At 32.9% G+C, this 24,078-nt stretch carries 13 protein-coding genes; 6 read left to right on the top strand and 7 right to left on the bottom strand.

The genetic code is table 11. The features are described 5' to 3' along the window. The first annotated feature begins 75 nt into the window (after positions 1-75). From BLW23_RS08375 to BLW23_RS08355, 5 genes are all read left to right on the top strand, one after another. The gene (locus BLW23_RS08375; RefSeq protein ID WP_093668791.1) at positions 76-3,621 is read left to right on the top strand and encodes a gliding motility-associated C-terminal domain-containing protein; all 3,546 of its coding nucleotides are present in this window, start codon (positions 76-78) and stop codon (positions 3,619-3,621) included. 1 nt (position 3,622) lies between these two features. Further along, a complete protein-coding gene (locus tag BLW23_RS08370) occupies positions 3,623-4,579 on the top strand; it encodes a PorP/SprF family type IX secretion system membrane protein (RefSeq protein WP_093668790.1) in 957 nt (318 codons plus the stop codon). A 13-nt stretch (positions 4,580-4,592) separates the two neighbouring features. Beyond that, positions 4,593-6,650, top strand: a complete 2,058-nt coding sequence (locus tag BLW23_RS08365) for an OmpA family protein (RefSeq protein WP_093669380.1) — start codon at positions 4,593-4,595, stop codon at positions 6,648-6,650. A 186-nt stretch (positions 6,651-6,836) separates the two neighbouring features. Continuing rightward, positions 6,837-13,199, top strand: coding sequence for an alpha-2-macroglobulin family protein (locus BLW23_RS08360; protein ID WP_255362768.1), 6,363 nt, complete (start codon positions 6,837-6,839; stop codon positions 13,197-13,199). 408 nt (positions 13,200-13,607) lie between these two features. Further along, positions 13,608-14,081 carry a hypothetical protein gene (locus BLW23_RS08355; protein WP_093668788.1) on the top strand — a complete coding sequence of 158 codons (474 nt, stop codon included), beginning with the start codon at positions 13,608-13,610 and terminating at the stop codon, positions 14,079-14,081. A 57-nt stretch (positions 14,082-14,138) separates the two neighbouring features. Here BLW23_RS08355 and BLW23_RS08350 read toward each other — a convergent pair whose 3' ends face one another. The 7 genes from BLW23_RS08350 to BLW23_RS08320 all read right to left on the bottom strand — a co-directional run bounded on the left by BLW23_RS08350 (position 14,139) and on the right by BLW23_RS08320 (position 22,805). Next, on the bottom strand, positions 14,139-15,278 hold the full coding sequence (locus BLW23_RS08350) for a cysteine desulfurase family protein (RefSeq protein ID WP_093668787.1): 1,140 nt from the start codon (positions 15,276-15,278) through the stop codon (positions 14,139-14,141). 3 nt (positions 15,279-15,281) lie between these two features. Continuing rightward, positions 15,282-16,481, bottom strand: coding sequence for an MFS transporter (locus BLW23_RS08345; protein ID WP_093668786.1), 1,200 nt, complete (start codon positions 16,479-16,481; stop codon positions 15,282-15,284). A gap of 20 nt (positions 16,482-16,501) precedes the next feature. Beyond that, the gene (locus tag BLW23_RS08340; RefSeq protein ID WP_093668785.1) at positions 16,502-17,617 is read right to left on the bottom strand and encodes an MBL fold metallo-hydrolase; all 1,116 of its coding nucleotides are present in this window, start codon (positions 17,615-17,617) and stop codon (positions 16,502-16,504) included. A 118-nt stretch (positions 17,618-17,735) separates the two neighbouring features. Next, complete coding sequence (locus tag BLW23_RS08335; RefSeq protein WP_093668784.1) at positions 17,736-18,410, bottom strand: ArsR/SmtB family transcription factor; 675 nt, start codon at positions 18,408-18,410, stop codon at positions 17,736-17,738. Between the two features lie 310 nt (positions 18,411-18,720). Further along, complete coding sequence (locus tag BLW23_RS08330) at positions 18,721-21,330, bottom strand: TonB-dependent receptor (protein WP_093668783.1); 2,610 nt, start codon at positions 21,328-21,330, stop codon at positions 18,721-18,723. After that, the gene (locus BLW23_RS08325) at positions 21,317-22,222 is read right to left on the bottom strand and encodes a FecR family protein (RefSeq protein WP_093668782.1); all 906 of its coding nucleotides are present in this window, start codon (positions 22,220-22,222) and stop codon (positions 21,317-21,319) included. The genes BLW23_RS08330 and BLW23_RS08325 overlap by 14 nt, the downstream gene beginning before the upstream one ends. 58 nt (positions 22,223-22,280) lie before the next feature. Further along, positions 22,281-22,805, bottom strand: coding sequence for an RNA polymerase sigma factor (locus tag BLW23_RS08320; RefSeq protein ID WP_093668781.1), 525 nt, complete (start codon positions 22,803-22,805; stop codon positions 22,281-22,283). A 175-nt stretch (positions 22,806-22,980) separates the two neighbouring features. Here BLW23_RS08320 and BLW23_RS08315 point away from each other — a divergent pair, with 175 nt between their 5' ends. After that, on the top strand, positions 22,981-24,048 hold the full coding sequence (locus BLW23_RS08315) for a hypothetical protein (RefSeq protein WP_093668780.1): 1,068 nt from the start codon (positions 22,981-22,983) through the stop codon (positions 24,046-24,048). Positions 24,049-24,078: the final 30 nt, after the last annotated feature.

The raw sequence follows: 24,078 nt of genomic DNA, 5'->3' as shown, positions 1-24,078 counted from the left end.
ATTCTAACTTAATTTTTAAGTTCTTTGCCGAATTATTAATTTAGGATTACTCATTTTTTAAGTTATTCAAAAACTATGGTATACTCAATTAAGAATAATGCTTTTGTATTATTCATTTTATTAATTTTGGGTTTTTCCCCAGCCATTGTTCAATCGCAATGTACCGGTGCGGACGGCTCAATCACTATATGTGATAAAGAAACCGACCCAAACAACCAAAATTTCGATCTTTTTAACCATTTAAATGGTTCTCCCAATACAGGTGGTACTTGGACGGCCCAAAACCCTGTTGTAAAAAATGCACTTTCCAGTGAAACTGGTATTCTCAATCTCTGGGCTATTAATCAGTTTGGTGTTTATGTATTTATTTATTCACATCCAAATTGCCCAGAAACAGCTAATGTTACCGTATCTCTTGGAGGATATCCAGGTGAGAACAATACTGGAGGTGGAGCTAATGCCTGTAGTAGTAATTCAACAGTTGATTTGTTCAATTTCCTCGATAACAATTTAACTAGTTTAACTGCGGACTTTAACGGTACATGGAGTACTGATGTTGGAACTCCTTCTGCTTTTCTTAACGAAAGTACCTTTAATGCTACCGCAGCTGGACCTGGAACATATACATTTATTTACACTGTTGACGCCATTGATACTTGTCCCGCTAGGTCTGCACAAGTTACACTAGAAATACACAGAACTCCTGAACCTGGTTTAGGTGTAAACATATCTGTTTGTTCGTCTGAAGACTTGTCAACCATGACCAATGTAAATCTATTTGATCATTTGGCTGGAGGAGATTTGAACGGAATTTGGACAGATATCAATCAAACTGGTCAAATTACTACCGTTGATGACTCAGAAATCAATATTCAAGAAATATTTACGACGCCGGGACTAGGGCCTGGCGAATATCGTTTTGAATATACTGTTTTCCCCACTCATGGTGTGTGTTCGGAAGAAACAACTTCGGTTCTTATTCAAATACCAGAACTATCAGCTTCGTTTTCTGTACCAAACCAATGTTTAGAAGATTCTTTAACATTTGAAATTCAACATCAAAGACCCAATGGAGTCTTTATGAGTTATGATCTCGAATATGAAATTATTGACACTAACAATCAAGTTGCTTTTTCGGGTACTTTAGTCGGTATTCAAATAGCAGACTTTGCCGACACTACTATTTCACATGAAGTAGTACTTCCTAATACTACTTTAACTTCAGGAAGTTATACTATTAGAACAAAAGAAATTAAAAATATTCAGGGAGCTACTTGCGGTTCGTTTACAGTTTCAGAAAGTAGTTTTGTGATTTTTGACACGAATATAAACATCCCCGATATTTGCTATGACGGTAACTCAATTGAGACCACCATCGCAAATATGGTTGATTTAAATGGTAACTTATCAAATGGTGATCAACTAGTTAATTATACTATTACAGATATAACTTCGAATGAAGAATCTGTCATCACCGATCAGAATGTAAACTTTACAAATGGAGAAGGGACTCTAATTCTCGATTTTACAAACTTCCCTTTTGAAAACACTCAGTATTCAATAACTTTTAACGATGCTGCTGATAATGGTTTAGGGTGTATCAATCAAAATTTCACAATAAGAAGAAATCCACAGATTACAGGTACTTTCATAGTTGAAAACCAATGTACAGAAAATTCCTTAGTCATTAATATCGAACATCAACGAGTTCATCCTCTACAAATGACTTACGATATTGAATACGAAATTTTAGATGCTTCAGATGCTCCTGTCGTTACACAAACAGAAACCAATATTAGCATCTCAGATAATTCTAACAACATTCAAAATCATCAGTTTTCGCTTGCAACAACAAGCCTACCAAGCGGTATTTATAGAATTCGTACAAAGGAAATAACCAATATGACGATTATCGAGTGTAATGATTTTACTGTTGCCGAGGATAGCTTTGTTATTTATAATACAAGTATTAATATTCCTGACATTTGTTACGAAAACGACTCGGTTGATGCAACAATATCTGGCTTAATCGATACTACTGGAGCGCTTTCAAACGATACTCATTTACTAAATTATACCATTACAGATTTAATCACAAACCAGGTATCAACAGTAAATGATCAAAGTATTAGCTTTACAAGTGGAGAGGCAATATTAACGCTCGACATGTCTAGTTTCCCTATAAATAACAATAACTATAATATAGCATTTACTGCCACTCCCGAAGATGGTACAGGATGTATTGATCAAGATTTTGTGGTTCGAAGAAAGCCCGACGATATTGTCTTAGGACTTGCTATCGATAATACTTGTGATGCTTCAAATATTGAAGTAACTATTAATGCTCCTATTTTAGCTAATGGTGAATATACTATTACTTATAGTGTTACAAATTTAACTACAAGTCAAGTTTTAATCGGAAACACAATTAATTTTACAGGTGGAAATTCAAGTTTTAATTTAAATTTAGAGAATTTGGACGATGACACCTACGAAGTTATCTTAGAAAGTACTCAAAATGATACTACTCCATGTAGAGACGATACTGAATTTGAGGTACGACAGACTTTTTCTATTGGTGGAATTCCAGAGAAACCCGTTTTAGACCCAAATCAATCGTTCTGTTTACCTAATTTTAACCCCGACCTTCCCACTTTAAATGATATTCAAGTTACTCAAGGTACCAATTTAACGTGGTACGATAGTGAAACTTCTAATACTTCTTTAAGTACTGATACTGTTTTGACTGATGCAACTACCTACTATGTAAGTTCTACGAATCCAAACAATAACTGTGAAAGCTCAGAACGATCAGAGGTAACTATTACTTTTGTGGATCCAGAAGATGTTACTAGTAATGATACAACACCTACTTTTTGTTCTATTGATGCTCCGACTCTTGCCAATTTAGATGCAGTTGTCAACTCTGGAACAATTATATGGTATGATAGCCTAACGGGAAGTAATCAACTAAATGACTCTACTCCATTAATTAGCGGTACTTCTTATTTTGCTGTTGAAAGTATTAATGGCTGCGAAGGATTAAATAGATTAGAGTTTATTCCAACAATAATTACTCCTCTTGCTCCACAGTTAAATGGATCTACTCTTTTATGCGCTCTGGACAATACTACTTTATTTATGTTTGAAGAATCTATTTCAGATACTGGAACCTTCGAATTAATATGGTATGACGCACAACAAGGTGGAAACGAAATAGACAATTCAGCAGTTATTGAAGAAAATATCACTTATTACATTGTTAGCTTCGACGAAGCTTCAGGTTGCGAAAGTGAAAGACTGCCATTAACCTTTTCACTCAACAATTGTTCGCCTGAAGATTATGACTTCTTTATACCTGATGGTTTCTCTCCTAATGGTGATAGTGTAAACGACAACTTCTTTGTTCCACACATCAATTATTTCTATCCAGATTATACACTAGAAATCTACAATCGATACGGACAAAAATTATTTCAAGGAAACCAAAATTCTCCTAATTGGGATGGTAAAAATTCCTCCTCAGGAAATGAAGTAACCAGTGGTGTATATTTCTACATACTCCAGTATAACAAAGATAATAAGCCAGCAAAACAAGGAAGAATTTATTTAAGTAAATAATATGAAGAAGTTATTACTCTTAGCTACCATATTCATAAACTCAATTTATGTTTTGGTAGCCCAGCAAGACCCTCAGTATACTCAATATACCATAAACCAAAGTATATTTAACCCAGCGTATGCTACCAACGATTTGGGTGTTATTAATTTTGGTTTTATGCACAGATCACAATGGACAAATGCTGTAGGTGCTCCAAAGACATATACGCTTTTTGCTCATACACCATTATCTGAAAAGTTTGAAGTTGGTTTTTCGTTAATTAACGATGATATTGGCGATGGTACCTTAAAAGAAACAAACTTTTATGCGGATTTCGCCTATATTTTACAACTTGATGATTACCATAAACTATCATTAGGTTTAAAGGCTGGATTTACAAGTTTAGCTACAAATTTCAGTGATTTCCGATTCCCTGATAACGATGTTACTTCAGGATTCTTATCTGATGACGTAGCTTTCGTTAATCAAAATTCTACACTTCCTAGCTTTGGTATTGGCGCGTTTTACTTTACAGATGATTACTATTTTGGTATTTCAGCTCCGAACTTAATCAATTCAAAACACATTGAAGAAAGAAACGGCCTCAGGAATATCGGTGGTGAAGAAATTCACTTATTTGTAAATGCAGGTTATGTATATAAGTTAAGTGATATTGTAAAATTAAAACCTTCGTTTTTACTAAAAGCAGTTAAAGGATCTCCAATGGTTTTAGATACTTCATTAAATGTATTATTCAATAATAGATTTGAAGGAGGTGTATCATACAGAATCAATGATTCGTATAGTGCCATGCTAAACTTTCGCGCTACTTCTAGCCTATCGGTAGGTTATGCTTTTGACTTTACTACTTCAAATTTAAGCAACTTCAATTCAGGAAGTCATGAGGTATTTATACTTTTTGACTTTGATACTTTTGGATTGAAGAAAGGATTTGACAAATCACCAAGATTTTTCTAAAAAAGAATGTATTATGAAGAACAGAATTTTATTTATACTAACATTTTTCTACTTTACTTGTTTAAATGCCCAAGTTGATAGAAACCTAATAAGAGCTAACAAATACTTCGAAAGAGCTTATTATAGTGAGGCCATTCCTTTTTATAAGAAATCTTTAGATAATGGATATTCTTTTGAAGCCTTAAAAAATATTGCCGATTCCTATTTTTATATCGCCAAGTATAGTAAAGCTTCGGTTTACTACAAATATTTAGTAAAAAATTATAAGCGATTAATCAATGAAACAACATATTTCAGATATGCTGAAACTTTAAAAGCTAAAAACGATTATAACAAAGCAAATAACGTACTCAGAGCTTATTATAAAAAACATGATTCTACCAAGTTAATTACTCTTGAAAAATCAATAAAGTATCTTAAAAATGTAAAAGCGATTGGCGATAGATTTAGCATTGAAAATTTATCTATCAATACAGATCAATCTGAATTTGGTGCTATCCAAAAAGGAGACACCTTAATATTTGCTGCACCTAAAAAGCTAGAAGATGGTGTACATAAAAAATATGGATGGACAGGTAATCAATACTTAGATTTGTACAAAGCTTCAACAGGAAAGTTATCAGACATAAGTTCTTTTTCTCCTGAAATTAACACCAAAGTTCACGAATCGAATATCATATTTACTCGTGACGGTAAAACCGCTTATTTCACTCGCAACAACTTTTCAAACGGTAAACGAAAAAAAGATAAAAACAAAATAACCCATGTTCAACTTTTTAAAGCTGAGTTCGTAAATGGAAAATGGAAAAATATAACTCCTTTATCTATTAATAACGATAACTACTCTACTGAACATCCGGCATTAAGTGCCGACGAAAAAACATTATACTTTGCATCAGATATGCCTAAAGGATTCGGCTCTTTTGATATTTATTCTGTAGCGATATTAGCTGATGGAAGTTTAGGACTCCCTGAAAACCTTGGCCCAAAAATCAACACCGATAAAAAAGAACAGTTTCCTTTTGTAGATAGAAATAATAACCTTTATTTTTCTTCTAACGGTCACAATGGTTTCGGAGGGCTAGACGTTTTCTCTGCAAAAATTACTGAGGGTTCAATATCTGAAGCAGACAATGTAGGGCTTCCTATTAATTCAGGATATGATGATTTTTCTTTCAATATTAATTCTACTACTAAAGAAGGTTATTTCTCATCAAATCGTTTAACAGGTAAGGGTAATGATGATATTTATAAAATCGTAGAGCAAAAGCCTTTGGTTATAGAAAACTGCGCTCAATTTATTGCAGGTACAATTACGGATATAGATTCGCAACTTACGCTTGAAAACGCCTTAGTTATCTTAAAAAAAGAAGGTGCCATTATAGCTAAACAAACCACGAATGATGATGGTTACTTTAAATTTGACGCAGCATGTAATTCAAACTATGTTATTAGTGCTACCAAAGATGGCTACTCGAAAGAAAAAGTAGTGCTTAACTTAGAAGAAGAGCGAAAAAAGGTTAATGATGCTTCCTTAGCATTGAAATCATTATTCAAACTCGAAGAGGAACGCAAAAAAGCACTTGCACTACAACAGCAAAAAGAACATGAACTAAGAGCGAAAAAAGCTCAGCAACTTGAACTTAATCGTAAGAAAAATATAAAGAAAGCTATTGCTCAAGAAAAAGATATTGCAAAAGAAAATGGAGAATTAGTTATTCGAACAGAGGAAATTAACTTTGATTATAAACTTTGGTATTTAAGACGTGATGCTAAAAAAGCTTCTAAAACAGTTATCGATTTAATGAAGAAGTATCCCGACATGATCGTTGAAATCGGTACACACTCTGATATGCGTGGTAATAATAGATATAATAAAGAATTATCTCAAAAAAGAGCAAACTCCGTTCGTTATTACTTGATTGACCAAGGTATTGAGCCTGATAGAATTATAGCAATGGGATATGGAGAAGATAAACCTTTGATTAAATGTAAAACGAAAAATGCCTGCTCAGAAGAACAACACGAATTGAATAGGCGATGCGAATTTGTTGTCAAAAAAATATATTAACCTTTATAAGCGAGCCTTTTGGCTCGCTTATTGTTTATACAAACTAAACGAACAGGTACTTTCACTAAACAAAGCACTTATTTTACTCATTTACAAAATGACTATCGAAAATAATCGTTTACTTTGTTATAAATACATAGCCAACAGAAGCGGCATGTATAGAAAAAATGTAAAGAAATGAAACAGATGAAAAGACTAACACCCATTTTAATAATGATTTGTTTATTCTCAACCACTATTAATGCTCAAAACGAGTATACGAACTCTTGGGATCAAGTTTATAAGTTTGAAGTTGACAACCTTCCTAAATCAGCGTTAAAAATAGTTGATGGAATTTACACCAAGGCAAAAAAACAAAACAATACATCGCAGTTGATTAAAGCTTTGTTTTATAAAAGTAAGTTCTCCTTAACTCTTGAGGAAGATGCTCAACTTAAAATTATTAATCAATTTAAAGAACATATTACTACGAGTAACTTCCCTACCAAAAATGTACTCGAAAACGTATTGGCAAACCTATACTGGCAATATTTTAATCAAAACAGATGGAAGTTTTATAATAGAACTCAAACTACTATAAAAGCTGATAAAGATGATTTCAGAACCTGGGACTTAACTACCTTATTTCACGAAATCCATAGCTACTTCGAAGCTTCTTTAGAACATTCATCTCAGCTTCAAAAAATAAAAATTTCTGAATTCTCGGATATTTTACAAATGACTAAAGACACAAAGTCTTTACAACCAACGTTATTCGATTTTCTTGCTTATAATTCGTTAGAATTTTATAAAACTTCTGAAACTGCCATTACAAAACCTACCTATGAATTTAAAATAGACAACAAACATTATATTGGTAATAGCAAGAATTTTTCAAAATTAAACCTCACTTCAAAAGATAGTCTATCTCTTCAATTCAATGCATTAAAAACCTACCAAAAATTATTGCAATTTCATAGTAAGGAGAATAACTTACCAGCATTGGTAAACTATGATATTGAACGTTTAGCATTTGTGAATAAACACGGTACTTATCCTAACAAACAAAAATTGTTTTTAGAAGCATTGAACACTGAAAAAAAACGCTATCATAATAATGAAGTATCAGGTTTATATGCCTATCAAGTAGCCAAAATATACAATGAGTTAGCCAATAGTTATGATGCTGAAAAAAACGAAACTCATCAATTCAAAAATAAAGAAGCTTTAACTATTTGTAATGATATTCTCAAGAAGTTTCCTAAAAGTTTAGGAGCAAAAAAATGTGAGTCTTTAAAAAACAATATTACCAAAACAGAACTCAACATTATTGCTGAAAAGCACATTTCTGTTTCAGAATACTCTAGAGTTTTAGTTGGTTATAAAAATGTTTCTGAATTGTATTTTTCGATTCATAAAATCGATATAGATCAAATTGAGCGTTTACATAAAATATACAATACAGAAAAACAATATGCCTTTCTCAAAAAACTTCCAAAGATTGAGGAATGGAATTCAACCCTAAAATCGGTAGGTGATTACCAAAAACATACTACAGAAATTGGACTTCCAAAACTAAGCAGGGGTAATTATGTAATTTTGGCTTCTCCTAAAAAAGAATTTAAAGAAAACTCAACTTTTGCTTTCACCAACATTCAGGTTACCAATATTGCTTTTGTTTTAAACCATCAACAAGAAAATAATTATCAAGTTGTTGACAGAAATACAGGTGCTCCTTTGATTAACGCAAAGGTGAATCTTTCAAACGACACTAGAAGTCGTCACAATCGACCTATTAACAGGAATTTTGTAACGAACAAGAACGGAGAATTTACTTTTGCTCCAAATAGAGAATATTATGCGAACGTAACAGCAACTATAAATTACAAAGACGACGAAGCTATTTTTACAGGATTTTATATAAATCCAAAACATAGAAATGCCAATAATTCAAATAGAACACATACAGAAACCTTTTTATTTACAGATAGAAGTATATATAGACCAGGGCAAACGGTTTATTTTAAAGGGATTTCGTTAGAAACTACTGAAAACAAATCGACGGTGAAGGCCGAAAAAGTAATTACAGTAACCTTAAAAGATGTGAACTATCAAACCGTTAAAGAAATTGAATTAAAAACCAATGAATTCGGTTCATTCTCTTCAAGCTTTATTTTACCTAGCCAAGGATTAAGTGGGCAATTCGTTATTGAAGCCTCTATTGAAAACAGGAGAAATAATACGTATATTTCTGTAGAAGAATATAAACGCCCTAAATTTGAAACAGCCTTTAAACCGGTTACAGAAACGATAAAAGTTAACGATGAAGTAAAAGTAACAGGATTTGCGAAGTCTTTTGCAGGCACTTCAATTACCGATGCTAAAGTTGTATATCGCGTGCATAGAAAAGTAGTTTATCCAAGATGGTGGTATTGGTACAAACCTTATTTTACTTCTCATCCGAAAGAGATCCTTCAAGGTAAAGTAACCACCGACAAATCTGGAAACTTTTCAATTGTATTTAACGCTATTCCAGATGATAGTGCTGATAAAAAAACACAACCCGTATTCACCTATGAAGTTACAGCCGATGTGACTGATATTAATGGTGAAACAAGGAGTGCCACTACCGAAGTTAAAGTTGGCTATCATGCCTTACTTGCAGATATTGAAATACCAAACAACATAAATAAACTTAATAACGAAACCAATATTAGTTTTTCCACTAAAAACTTAAATGGTGAAAACATCGAAAGTTCAGGATCTGTTAACATATTTAAATTAAAAGCACCTCAACAAGTATTAAGAAAACGTCCTTGGAATGCCCCAGATTATCAAGTTATTTCGAAAAAAGAATTCAGCACAAAGTATCCTCATGATGCTTATACAAATGAAGACAATTATTTACACTGGGAAAAAGGCTTAAAAGTTTTCTCATCGGAATTTAATACGGCCAATAAAAGCGAACAAACAATCAAAGGATTGAAAAAATGGGCTTCAGGAAAATATGTCGCCATTTTAAAAACGAAGGACAAATTTGGTCAAACTGTTGAAGCAAAACAGTTCTTTACACTTTCTTCTTTAAAAGACGAATTACCTTTTGATCAACAGTTAATTTCGGTTATTGCAGATAAAAAAGAATATAAAATTGGCGATACAGCTACCATTACTGTTAGCAGTAACTCAGAAGATATTAGTTTGGTTTTATTGATTGAGAAAAACCAAAACATCTTTGAAAAACATTATGTTCACTTAAATAAAAATCGAAAGAAATTCTCAGTCCCAGTAACGGAAGAAGACTTAGGTGGATTTGGAATTGAATGGTACTTCGTGCAATATAACAGTTTTCAAAAAGGGCAGTTAGATATTGCTGTTCCTTATCCGAAAACAGATTTAGAAATTATCACAAATACGTTTAGAGACAAATTACAACCAGGAGAAAAGCAAACATGGAGTTTTACGGTAAAAGGTCCTAAAAAAGAAAAAGTGACAGCCGAATTATTAGCAGGAATGTATGATGCTTCTTTAGATGCTTTTAAACCTCATCAATGGAATTTCTCCCCAATACAAAAACCTATCTACCGATCGTATAACAATGCGAACGCTGGTGTGAGTTTTGGGAACACTAATTTCAATGTAAAAAATCTTGACAGGGCTCGTCCTTTAAATTATAAGCCTAACTATACGAAGTACAATTGGTTTGGGTTAAACCTAAACAACCAACAATGGTCTCAAAGAGAATATGTAAGAACCCTAAAATTTCAAAAAACGAAATTCGATAAAAAGATATCTGGTATTGTAGAAGACGAATCTGGACCATTATCTGGTGCTACCGTTCTTATCAAAGGAACTACCTACGGAACAGAGACCGATTTTGATGGTAGATTTATCCTAAACGTGAATAAAGGAGACATTTTAGTATTTAGTTTTGTTGGAATGAAAACCATTGAAAAGAAAGTAGATGAATCAAACCATATTATTGCTCAAATGGAAGCTGATGGTAATTTAGATGAAGTTGTTGCTGTTGGTTTAGGTTATTCATCTGGTTCACCAAGAAGAAAAATGGCTCGTATGGCAGAAAGTACTGTAATGTTAGTTGAAACTGAAGATGTGCAAGAAGAGTTTGACGCTCCAGTAAATGCTCCAGCACCTTTAAACAATGAAGGTGGAAATCCGAAAAAAACTGATTTCAGTGGTGTTCAAATACGTAAGAATTTACAGGAAACTGCTTTCTTTTACCCGCAGTTAACTACTGATTCTGAAGGAAACATATCGTTTAACTTTACAGTTCCTGAAGCTTTAACCAAATGGAAACTTCAATTATTAGCGCATAATAAAGATTTGTATTCTTCAACTAAAACTTTAGAAACAGTTACGCAGAAAGAACTAATGGTTACACCTAATGCACCGAGATTTTTACGTCATGGAGATAAAATCACCATCAGTGCGAAAGTTTCAAATTTATCTGATAAAAATCTTTCAGGAATCTCTAAACTTATATTAACAAACCCTATTTCTGGAAAAGAAATCAATCTTTTACAAAACTCAGTACAAGAACAATCTTTTTCAGTAGATATAAATGGAAATACTGAGGTTTCATGGAGTTTATATATTCCTGAGACTATTGATGCTGTTCAGTACAAAATAGTAGCTAAAGCAGGCGATTTTAGCGATGGTGAACAAAACGCTTTACCTGTACTATCCAATAGAATTTTAGTAACAGAAACCTTACCAATGTGGGTACGTTCGAAAGAAAGCAAGACCTTTAATTTAGACAAACTAAAAAACAATACCTCAACAAGCTTAAAAAATCATCAATTAACTCTTGAAGTTACTTCGAATCCAGCATGGTATGCGGTACAATCACTTCCTTATCTAATGGAGTATCCACATGAGTGTAGCGAACAAATTTTTGCTAGATTTTATGCGAATACCTTGGCGAGTCATATCGCAAATTCAAATCCAAGAATTCAAGAAGTATTCAATCAATGGAAATCGTCCGAAGCATTGTTAAGCAACCTAGAAAAGAATCAGGAGTTAAAATCATTGATCATTCAAGAAACTCCATGGTTACGTGACGCACAATCAGAAACGGAGCAGAAGAAACGAATTGCTTTGTTGTTCGATTTAAACAAATTGAGTAATGAACAACAATCTGCTATTCGTAAGTTACAAAACATGCAATTGAGCAATGGAGGTTTTCCTTGGTTTAAAGGTGGATATTACCCAAACTCTTATATCACGCTTCATATTGCTAGTGGATTTGGTCATTTAAAAAAACTAGGAATATCTAATTTCGATAATATTGCAGACAACCTTATCAAAAAATCGGTTCGATTCCTTGATAAAGAAATTGGAGATATTTACAAAGATGTTCAGAAGGAGGCTCATAAAATTAAAGAAAGAGATGGCGAAAAAAAATCTATCGAATATTTAAAAAAAGATCATTTAAGTAATTTTATTGTTCAGTACTTGTATGCGCGTAGTTTTTACACTGATATCACAATAAATTCAGATACTAAAAAAGCCATTTCGTTTTATACAGAACAAACATCAAGGTTTTGGAAAAAAACAGATTTATACAGTCAAGGTTTAATGGCCATTATCAATCATCGTAGCAATCAGAAGGAAACGGCCTCTAAAATTCTTAAATCTTTAAAAGAAAACAGCATTACCTCAGAAGAAATGGGAATGTATTGGAAAGCCAATAAACCAGGTTGGTATTGGCATCAAGCTCCTATTGAAACTCAGGCATTGTTAATCGAAGCTTTTTCTGAAATAGAAAATGATACACAAACAATAGACAACCTAAAAATTTGGCTACTTAAAAACAAGCAAGTAAGCCAATGGAAAACAACCAAGGCCACTACAGAAGCGGTTTACGCTTTGTTACTACAAGGAAGTGATTGGTTATCTTCTACAGAATTGGTAGATGTTACCGTTGGAAAAAAAGTTATAAACCCAGAACAAAATCCTGAGATTAAGTTAGAAGCAGGAACTGGTTATTATAAAACCTCTTGGAGCGGAGAAGCAATTCAAAAAGGTATGGGAACGGTAACCATGAGCTCAAAAGGCGAAACGGTTGCTTGGGGAGGATTGTATTGGCAATACTTCGAAGATTTAGATAAAATTACTTCGGCTAAAACGCCTTTACAACTGAAGAAAAAAGTATTCAAAAAGGTTAATTCAGATACTGGTAAAAAGTTAATTGAAATCACAAATAAAACAACGCTAAAAGTTGGCGATCTACTAACGATAAGAATTGAGCTTCGTTCAGATAGAGATATGGACTTTATTCATATGAAAGATATGAGAGCCAGTGGTGTTGAACCTATCAATGTACTTTCAGAATACAAATGGCAAGACGGTTTAGGTTATTACCAAAGTACTAAAGATGCGGCAACAAATTTCTTTTTCAGTCGATTACCTAAAGGAGTGTATGTTTTCGAATATGATGTTAGAGCTAATAATGCAGGTAATTTTAGCAATGGGATTACAAGTATTCAGAGTATGTACGCACCAGAGTTTACTAGTCATTCAAATGGAATTCGAATTTCAATAGAGAAGTAAGAATAGACTCCGATATATCAAATAACACCTCACGGGTTTTTGAGACCTGTGAGGTGTTATACAATTTAAAAGAAAATATTTCACATATGAACAGCTTCTTTTTACATTCTAATACGTTAAAAAAGAAACCGTAGCTAAGGCTATGCTTTGTTTTTTTTGCCTCGTATAATGAAAAAACAACTCAATTAATTTACACGAAATTTTTAATCACAAATCGTATTATTCTTTCCATCAGTTTGTGAATATGTTCAATGAGGCTATCAACTTTTTCCTCTGATTTTGAGAGTAGGTTTTATCGATTAACACAATTTATTTCACTTTCGTTTCATTTTAAATGAAAAAAATTCATGTATTTTTGGCATCAATTTTGAAATGTATTTTCACTTAAACTATTAAATATTTTTAAATATGAAAAAACTGTTATTGTTCATCGGTTTTGTAACGTTATCGGTATTTGCTGCAAACGCTCAAGACACCTCTAAAAATGCAATAGGTATTCGTTTTGGAGAGAACAACGGATTTGGAGGAGAATTATCTTACCAGAGAAAATTAAGCGATAACAATCGTTTAGAAGTTGATCTTGGTATTAGAGGAAACAGTTCATATAGTGCTTTTAAAGTTGCTGGTTTGTACCAATGGGTTTGGCAACTTGAAGACCGTTTTAACTGGTACGCTGGTGTTGGTGGTGGATTAGGAAGCTGGAAAACTAAAGCAACGAATAACTCTGACACATTTATTTTTGGTGCTGGTGTTGTCGGGATTGAATACAATTTTGATATTCCGTTGTTAATTTCCTTAGACTTTAGACCAGAATTCGGATTTAGTGATTCTTATGATGGTTTCGAAGCTGATTTCGGTTTATCGATTCGTTATCAATTTTAATTATAGAGAAACGTATTATAAAAAACCTTCAAGTAAAACTTGAAGGTTTTTTTAGTTTCATAAATTCCTTATGAAATAGTTTTTAAACAAACTTATGGCCTCATCTATTTCTTTCTTTGAAGTGCTTTTCCCTACTGAAAATCGTATGGTGCCATTTGCATAGTCAAAATCCGTTAAGACTGCCTTAACTACATTTGATAGTTTTACTTCTCCAGAATGACAGGCAGATCCAGCTGATAAGGCTACACTATTTCTTAGCTTATAAATCAATGCGTTTGCATCCAAATCTTTAAAACTAACATTTAAAGTATTGGGCAAACATTTCAAAAGATTTCCGTTAACTACGAACTTTATATTTAAACTTTGTAGCTTTTCTAATAAATAGTCCCGTATATTTTTCATTTGCTCCATATTCTTAGCAAACTCTTCCTTAGAAATTTCAGTCGCTTTACCTAGAGCTACAATTTGGGCTACATTTTCGGTACCTGGTCGTAAACCTTGTTCATGCCCAGCTCCAAACATCAGATTGCTTAACTTCGTTCCATTTCGAACATAAAGTGCCCCAACTCCTTTCGGTGCATAAATTTTATGACCTGCAATTGTGAGTAAATCAACATGCAACTGATCGACTTTTGCTTCAATTTTTCCTACTGATTGTGATGCGTCTGTATGAAAAACAATACCTTTTTCTCTTGCTAACTTTCCTATTTCTTCAATAGGCTGAATGCTTCCTATTTCATTATTGGCATGCATAATAGATATCAAAATGGTTTCATTGGTAATTGCCTTTTTTAATTCTTCCAACTTAACAACTCCTTCCTTATCAACATCGACATAAGAAATTGAAAAACCTCGACTTTCTAAATACTTACAAACTTCAGTAACTGCTGGATGTTCTATAGCCGAAGTTATAATATGGTTTCCATTTACTTTATTGGCCATTGCAGTTCCAATAATCGCATGATTATTGGCTTCAGTACCTCCACTGGTAAATATTATTTCATCAGAATTAGCTCCTATTAAATTCGCCACTTGTTGACGCGCATTCTGAACAGCCTCTTTTGCTTTTACTCCCTGATTATGGATACTCGATGGATTCCCATAAATACGAGTCAAATAAGGTAGCATTTCATCCACAACCCTAGAGTCAATTGGAGTAGATGCATTATAATCTAAATAGATAAATGGTGTTTTCATAATTTACGTCATTCTTAATTTAATAATAAAAGCAGAAAACATCGTTAGAGTTCCAATACATAAAATGGTAAAGTCTACCTCTAAAAATTGAGCAATTACTATGGTTATTATTGCTCCAAATGAGTACCCTAAATCTCTCCACAACCTAAAAACGCCAATGCTTTCTGCTCGTTGACCAGGATTAGTATGATCAGCAATTGCTGAAAGAAATGTTGGGTATACAATGGCAGTTCCAATGCCGAGTACAGAAGAAAGTAGAATAAACGAAAACTTATGAACTGCCCAAAACATTACAATTAAGGACACACCTTGTAATACCATTCCTAAGAACAACATATTTTTTTTATTGTAATGATCCGATAACTTCCCTGTTACCAATTGACCTACCCCCCAAATAGCAGGGTAAATCGCTACAATTAAAGCAATATCACTCAAACTAAAACCTCTATTAGCCAAAATCACAGGTAAAATTCCCCAGATCATTCCATCGTTTAAATTATTAACGAATCCTGCTTGAGAAATAGATCCTAAGTTCTTATCCTTCCATGTCGCATTCCAAAAAACATTTTCATGTTCTTTAACCTTAGTCGTTTTGCTTTCAGTAGCAACGTATTTTGCTGTATCCTTTATCAAAAAAACACTCATTAGTATTCCTAAAATAACAAAGCCAATTCCTTGATAAAACGGGTAAGGCCTCAAACCATAATTTGCAGCTATCCATCCGGTCGTATAAGCTACAATAGCTATTGAGAGATATCCAAAAGACTCGTTAAGTCCCATTGCAAAACCACGGTTTTTTTCTCCTACCAAATCAATTTTCATAACCACTGTGCTTGACCAAGTCAATCCTTGATTGATTCCGAGTAAAACATTGGCAAAAATAATCCAGTTCCAATTCTCCGAATACATAAGTATAAATGGAATTGGTATTGCTACTAACCAACCAATAACAAGTAACTTCTTTCTTCCTATTTTATTAGCTAAAACTCCCGTAAAGTAATTGGTTACTGCTTTTACAATACCAAAAACGATAATAAAGGATAGCAAAACAGAAGTTGCTGTAATTAAGAATTGTTTTTCTGCTAGTTCAGGTAAAATTGTTCTTTCCAATCCAACCATACCCCCTACAAAGGCATTTACTATAAGTAATAATGAAAACTGTTTCCAGTTTTCTTTTAAGCCTAAAATTGTTTTTTCTCTCATCTCTCCTCTATCCTTTTACATTAAGAAATCGCACAACGATTCGCACCTGCTTCCAACTCAATCAATTCACTTTCTTTAGCTTTTCCTTCCTTGTTCAACTCTACTATAGCCTGATAATTCGGAGGTGTTTCAGGTATATTTCGAAGTACGTTTGTTATAAAATCATCTTTCGAATAGTTCAACAAGTCAACAGATTCTTTGATATTCCCCAACGTATCACAGATGAGTATTTCATTAAATGCAATGGGTTCACTAATATGTCCGGGGTATATTATTATATCAGGATCTAACCCGATAATTTTTTGGATAGACTCAAACAACAGACTTGCTTTTTGTTTTGCTTGTTCTTGAGAAGCCTTTAAATCAGGCCTTCCAACTCCTCTTGTGAACAATGTATCTCCAGTAAATAAAGATTTATTTCCAATTAAATAACAATAACTTTCTTGTGTATGCCCAGGGCTATGAATTGTTTTTAATGTTGTTTTTCCAAAACTTATAATCATTCCATTGTCAATAGCTTGGTAAGTGTACTTTAACAATTTCTGCTCTGGAAAAAGTAGTTTTGCATTGATTTTTGATGACAGTTCCAATGCTCTTGAAAAATGGTCGGCATGAATATGCGTATCTAAAACATATTTTATTTTCCATCCTCTACTTTCAGCAATAGACAGGTAAACATCAATATTTAATGATGGGTCAATAACTACGGTCTCTCCATTATTTTCAATCATATAAGACAAGCAGCCCTTTCCTGTTCTTCGTATTTGTAGAACAGTTGTCCCTTCTTTATCCTTAGTTTCAGCCATACTATAAGCGGTAGTCCAAGCCCGCATTCCTCCTTCCAATGAATAAGCTTCTATACCTTCTTCACGGAGCTGTTCCATGGCAATCATACTTGTTTTCCCCGCAGAACATAAAGTAACAACTGGAACATTTTCAGGGAACTTAATATTTTTAAATAGTTTTCTTTTGCCTTTTTTAAGTTCTTCATAGACATCTACAAAAGTACTTTCTATAATTTTCCATTCATCTCTTTCCTCCTTGGGTCTAACGTCCAAAATTTTAACTGGACTTTTGCTTTCAAGTAACTTTCTAAGCTCTTGTACAGTTATTGTGTTTTTACTTTTGAATTTCATTTATCAATATTTTAAAGTTCTAAAGTGTAATAGCCAGTAGTTATACCATTTGTAACTTTAAACATCAAATGGTATTAGTAGAGTAAGACTTTTTATGTTTTAAAAATATTTGGTAATCTTAATTTTCTTGATATTTCGATACGGGAAGTCCCTTTTCTTTCCAGCTTAAAACCTCTTCTTTTAAACGAATTGCGTTGAAACCTTTCGCTTGAAGTTGTTGAACTGCTTTATCTGCAAACACACAAAATGGACCTCTACAGTACACTACAATTTGTTTATTCTTTGGTAATGTTGATAGTTTTTTTTCTAAATCATCAATAGGGATGCATATTGCATTCGCTATAGCTTCTTTTTTAAACTCTTTTTCAGGACGTACGTCTAAAAAGCACAAATCTGAAATGTTATTGCTTTTTGTTATTTCATCTGCGGTAATAAATTCAACACTTTCAAAATTTTCTTGTTGAAATACTTTTAAAGTAGATTGTATTTCTAAACTGTTTTCTAATCCGAATTTTTGAAGCGCATTCCACAAAGTAAACACATCATTGTTTGCCAATGAATAAATAATGAAATGCCCCTTCTTTTTTGTTTTAACAAGTTTTACCTTTTTAAGTACTTGAAGGTGCTGTGAGGCATTAGCGATAGAAACATGAATGTTGTTCGCTATTTGTTCCACCGAATAATCATCTTGAGCTAGCAAATTAAGAACTCTCAATCTAAAAGGATTTGCAAGTGCTTTTGCCACATTTGATAATTCTTGATAAACTGTATTTTTAAAATCTTTTGATTCCATACATATTCAATTATTCAACAAATATATTGAATAATTGAATATGATTTCAATAAAAATGCTATAATTTTAAAACAAGTCACTAATTACAAGTATTTTAAACTGCGTATTTTTCAGAATAAACTAATAAATATTAACAAGTATTATCCGGGTAATTGAACCAATAAAGAAAAGAATAAAGTAGTTCGAGATGACGTTAAAGTAAGAAAAAATGAACTACCCCGATGCAAGCATACGGGGTATCCATCGGAATCATAATTTTACTTTTCGAGGCAAGCCTCGGGGAATTAAACCCTTGGCTATCGCCCTGCGATTAAAAATGCACTCTAACCATTAAATTAAGAGTAGTTCCTAAGGAGAACTTCGAAAACTTGTTTGGTATTCCTTGGGAGTTTATTTGATAATAATTAGAGATTTTATTCTTCTTATCTAATAAATTCCAAATAGATGTTCCGATTTCTGTTCTGCAACCTTTTGAAATTCTAACATTGTAAGTAGCGGAAGCATCTGCCCTCATATAATCCGATACCCTTATGCTATTGGCGTCATCATAATTCACAATATTATTAGATACTTCTTCACCAATCAACGGCACCGATGTCGGTTTTCCTGTCCTGTAATTAAAACCTAATGAAAGTTTTAAATCATCCTTAGTATACGCAGTACCAAAAGTCAATGCGTGCGTACTATCAAAATTACTAGCAAACTCAAATTCCGGCAATGTTCCAAACCGATAGTTATTTTTCATAAACGAGTAACTCAACCAGGTATTTAAATTTTTAAATTGTTTACGTAATAAGCAATCAAAACCTAAAATATGATAACTACCCTCCTCTTTTTCAAATTCATACTTGGTGGTAAACTCCTGGCTTTGGGTAGTAATTCCATGAACATCTTTATAATAACCTTCTACATCTACCAACCAACCTCTATTGCTATAAGCACCTCCAAGAGATATTTGTTTACTTTTTATAATAGGAACAGCATCCATATCTGCCAGCTCCCACCTTCGCTTTTCAACTCCCAAAAAATCGTTTTGAAAGTTTACGGTTTTAGTTGTGTTTTGATGTTTAAACTCCCCTAGTAGCTCGACTTGAAAATGCTCATTAAATTGCTGTCTAATACTAAGCCTAGGCTCTATAAAAGTTTTTTTAAACTTCTCAATATGACTCAAACGAACTCCTGGTTTTATAGACAACCCTGTTGTTTCGTTTCTATAATCTCCTTGAAAAAACAAAGCATTTTCTCTTGTAACTAAGGATTTTAATCTTACAAACCTAGGGTCATCGATATCATTTAGATTTGTAATTTTAGTTTCTATAAATTGATATCCTGCGTTCAGTCTCCAATCATTTAAATGATAAAAATTGTTCAGTTTAACTCCCGTTTCAGATACTATATTTTCTTGTAAAAATCGCTGCTGCTCTCTTACATTAGCATTGATTGCCTTTAACTTATAATCGGTTTCGTAAATACTTAATTCTGTCAACAAATCGTCATTCCATTGTCTGCTATAATTAATTCCTCCTGCCAGACTATTTTGATTGAGTATACTTTCTCTAGTTGTCAAAATCCCAGTAACCTTAGCGGTTTCATTAAAAGATAAATCGTTGTGAACCCAAAGAAAATTAACTCTTAGTTTGTCCTTATCTGATATATTATAAAGCCATCTTGCTGACGTATCATAAAAATCAAAGTCTTGATTGGAATTAATTACATTTTCCTCATTGCTAGCAATTTCTGTTAATTGTGTTACTCTTTCAAAATAGCGATCGTAAGTAGGGGTTTGCAACCAATCGTTAATAGACTTTCGTCCTGCCAACTGAATTGAAGATCTTTGTCCGAGAGGAACATCTAAAAAGGCATCAGCACTTATAAAGTTTACCCCTATATTTCCCTTAAATTCTCTTTGAATTTTTCTATCCGTCATCATTTGAATGGTTCCAGACACTCCATCTGTAAAGGATGCATCTGTTCCATTGGTTACTACTGAAACTCTTTTCGTAACCTGAGGATTAAAACTAGATATCAAACCGAAAAAATGTCCAGATTGATACATTTTGATTCCGTCCCACAGAATTAAGTTCTGATCATGAGATCCCCCTCTAATATTAATATTTGAAACTGTTTCATCCGTACTTTGAATACCTGGCAATGCTTGTATAGTTTGCAATACATCTGCTTCAATCAATCCAGGAAGTGTTGCAAACCGAGAAAAGTCAATCACTAAACTTCCATCGCTACTTTTATCTATTCCATTTACCAAATACCCTTTAATAACAACGGGTGTAACTACTTCTACCTCCTCTTCTAAATAAAGCGATTTACAAGATTTTTCAGCGAAAAAATTCCCTACGACCTTACTTGGCTTGAACCCAACAAATCGCACCTCAACCTCTTCATTAAAAGCAACATTGTTCAATTCAAAGTATCCTTTTTCATTACTCACCGTATACCCATGTTCAGCTTGAATAGTCGCTCCTTCAAGCGGAGCATTCATATATTTATCCCAGACAAACCCGCAAATTTTCGTTGTTTTTATTACAGAAATAATCTTCGATCCAACTCTTGAGAATCGAAATGAAGTTTGATGTTGTAAATTTTCTAATTTCTTAGGCAAAGAACTTTCTTCTTTTAATGGAACTACTTTTACTCCTTCTAAAGAACTGCTTTGATAATTGAACTGAACACCATGAACTTTCATTATATTTTCTATAACTTCCATCAATGGTAATCGAGATTCATCACGTTGCGAATAACTATTTCCACTAAAAAGAATCAGAAACATGAATACAAAAAAAAGTTTTAGATTCCCAAATATTTTAGGTTCTAAAACTTCTAGCCATTTATTTGTAACCTGTCTGCTAGAACGTTTGGGTTCTTTCAAGGAGTATTTCAAGTTGCTATAACTAATCTTTAGCATTTTTAATAACTACCAATCCCTTCGCTTCGATTTCATAAGTCAAATGGAGTGTTTCCGTAATTGCTTTCAATGAATTTTCTATATTTCCATGCTCAAAAGCTCCAGTAAACAATATATTGGTATTTACACCAACTGTCTTAATTTTAACGTCATATTCTCTCTCTAAAGTTTTTAAAACTTCCGATAACGGAGCGTTCTTAAATACGCTCATATTATGCAACCATTGAGGTTCGGATAAAGCAATGGAATACTCATCTGCTTTACCTTCAATTACCTTGAAAGCATGTCCAGGAGGTAGTTTTACTTCTTTGTTTTGATACGTAACACTTACTAAACCTTCATAACAAATAACATTAAAAACATTATTACGCGAAACCACGTCAAACTCGGTTCCTAATACCGTTACCATTCCTTGCTCCGTGAGAACATCAAAACGTTGTCCTTTTGTTACCTTAAAAAATGCCTCTCCTTTTAAATGTAATTTTTTTTCATTTTTCCATGTTTTCTTATCAAAAGTCAGGGTTGATTCTTCATTTAACACTACCTCCGATTCATCAGGTAAAACTATATCTTGATGCTGAGCTAACAAAGTATTGTATTCAACCGAATTATTTTGAAACATGAAAAAATATACTCCAAAACAAATAGCCACTACAGCAGCTACTTTGGATAGTGTGTATACCCAATTTTTATTTTGAGTTGATTTCAGTTTAAGTTGCTTATTTAACTCCTCAAATGGAATAACTTTAGTTGAGTTCTGATTTTTAAATCTTTTCCCTTCCACTAATATTTCTTTGTAAAAAGCACTCTCTTCAAGCTCATCAAAAGCTTTCTGCTCCTGCGGGTCAAGGTCGTTATTCAACCACTTTTTTATTAAATACTCTTGTTCCATTGTTTGACGTTCTACTTATAAAACAACTAAGGAGCTTAAAGTCCCGTAAATTTTATGATTATTTTAATTTAAAATCTTCCAGTTTATTTTTTAAGGTATTAAAAGCACCGTAAATACGATGTTCAACCACCTTTTTTGTTACTCCTAAAAGTTCCGCTATTTCTTTATGTGTTTTGCCTTCAACCTTACTTAATAAAAAGGCTTCTCTTTGTTCTGGTTTTAATCCGTCCAACACATTTTTATATTGTTGTAAAAACTGTTCTTTCCGCATTAAAAACTCCGGAGATTCATTGGTGTAGTCCTTCTGTCCAATTTTGGTGTAATTTAAAGTCACCTTCTGATGTTTAATTGCATTTAACATTAAGTTATTCGCTATGGTATACACATATGATTTAGCAGTATCAGGTGTTACCTTAGAACAATTTTCCCATAATTTAATAAATGCATCTTGTACTTTATCAGTAGGATTCAATAGCGATCCATATTTATAAGATAAGATATCACTCAAACTTTGTGCGTAGCTTTCATAAAATTTAGAAAACCTTAAGCTATCACAAATATTTTCATATAAACTTTTTGCCAATTTTTATAGGGCTTTAGGGGGTAATTATCAATTAACAAAGTTAGAAAATAAAAAAAAATAAAAAAAAATTCGGGACATTTTTGAAGTGAATTGTTTCTATTATGAAGTCGAACGACAAGCATACAACATTTAAAGCTCGTTAATTGCTTTTAACCAATATTATAACTTTAACATTATGAGATTATTAAAAAACACCATCGCTATTCTATTTGCAGGAATTATTTTGTTCTCTTCTTGTAGAACCGAAGAAACTATTACTATTGATCCACCAATTACAGATGCTATTACACCTTTTTCTAAAGCAGCAGTTCTATTAGAGAGAACAGCCTTAAAAGATGGGTCTAAAGATAATATCATCGATCAAGCAAACTGTATTACCATCGATTTACCTATTACCGTAATTGCTAATGGAGTTGAACTTGTTATATCTGATGACACTGGTTACCAAGACATAGAAGATATTTTTGACGAGTTTACTGATGATAATGATACAATAACCATAGCTTTTCCTATTAAAATTATTTTGATTGATTATACCGTCATTGAAGTAAATAACATCGAAGAACTCGAAAACTTTAAACAAGACTGCAATGGTGAGAATGAAAATGATGGTGACATAGAATGTATTGATTTCGTATATCCTGTTGGTGCTTCATTGTTCAATGCATCAAATGAGCAAATTGGAACGGTGTCTATTACCAATGATGAAATGCTACACAACTTTATCAAGGATATTGATGAGAATACTATTGTAACTCTTGACTTTCCAATAAAACTGAAAAAAGCCAATGGTGAGTATGTTTATGCTAGCAATATAGATGACCTAGAAAGGTTAATTGAAGCCGCTACTTACGATTGTGATGAGGATGACGATAATGATTATAACGACGATGATTGCGACGATTGTACTCAAGAAGATGTAAAAAACTTCTTTAGAGAATTCCAAGAGTTGAAAGTTTACACACTTGAACGACAAGGAAACGACTTGCAAGAACAATATCAAAACCACATATTCTGGTTCAAAGAAGATGGTACTTTAAAAGTATTCATAAACAATGATCACTTATATGGTACTTGGGAACTCTCAGGAACAGGAAACGATATTACACTTACCATTGCAATTAACGACTTACCTGATTTTAACGAAAACTGGAAAGTTCACGAAATAACTCGTGAGTCAGATGAATATGAAATAGACTTAAGAAATGGCGATGACCAATTAATTTTTGCCAAGAATATATAACCCCAAAATAATTAATACAAATATTTAAAT

Origin of the sequence: Tenacibaculum sp. MAR_2009_124, from assembly GCF_900105455.1 — a bacterium.
Lineage (GTDB): Bacteria > Bacteroidota > Bacteroidia > Flavobacteriales > Flavobacteriaceae > Polaribacter.
The sequence above is the reverse complement of the archived record's forward strand: the minus strand, read 5'-3'. Positions and strand labels throughout refer to the sequence as shown.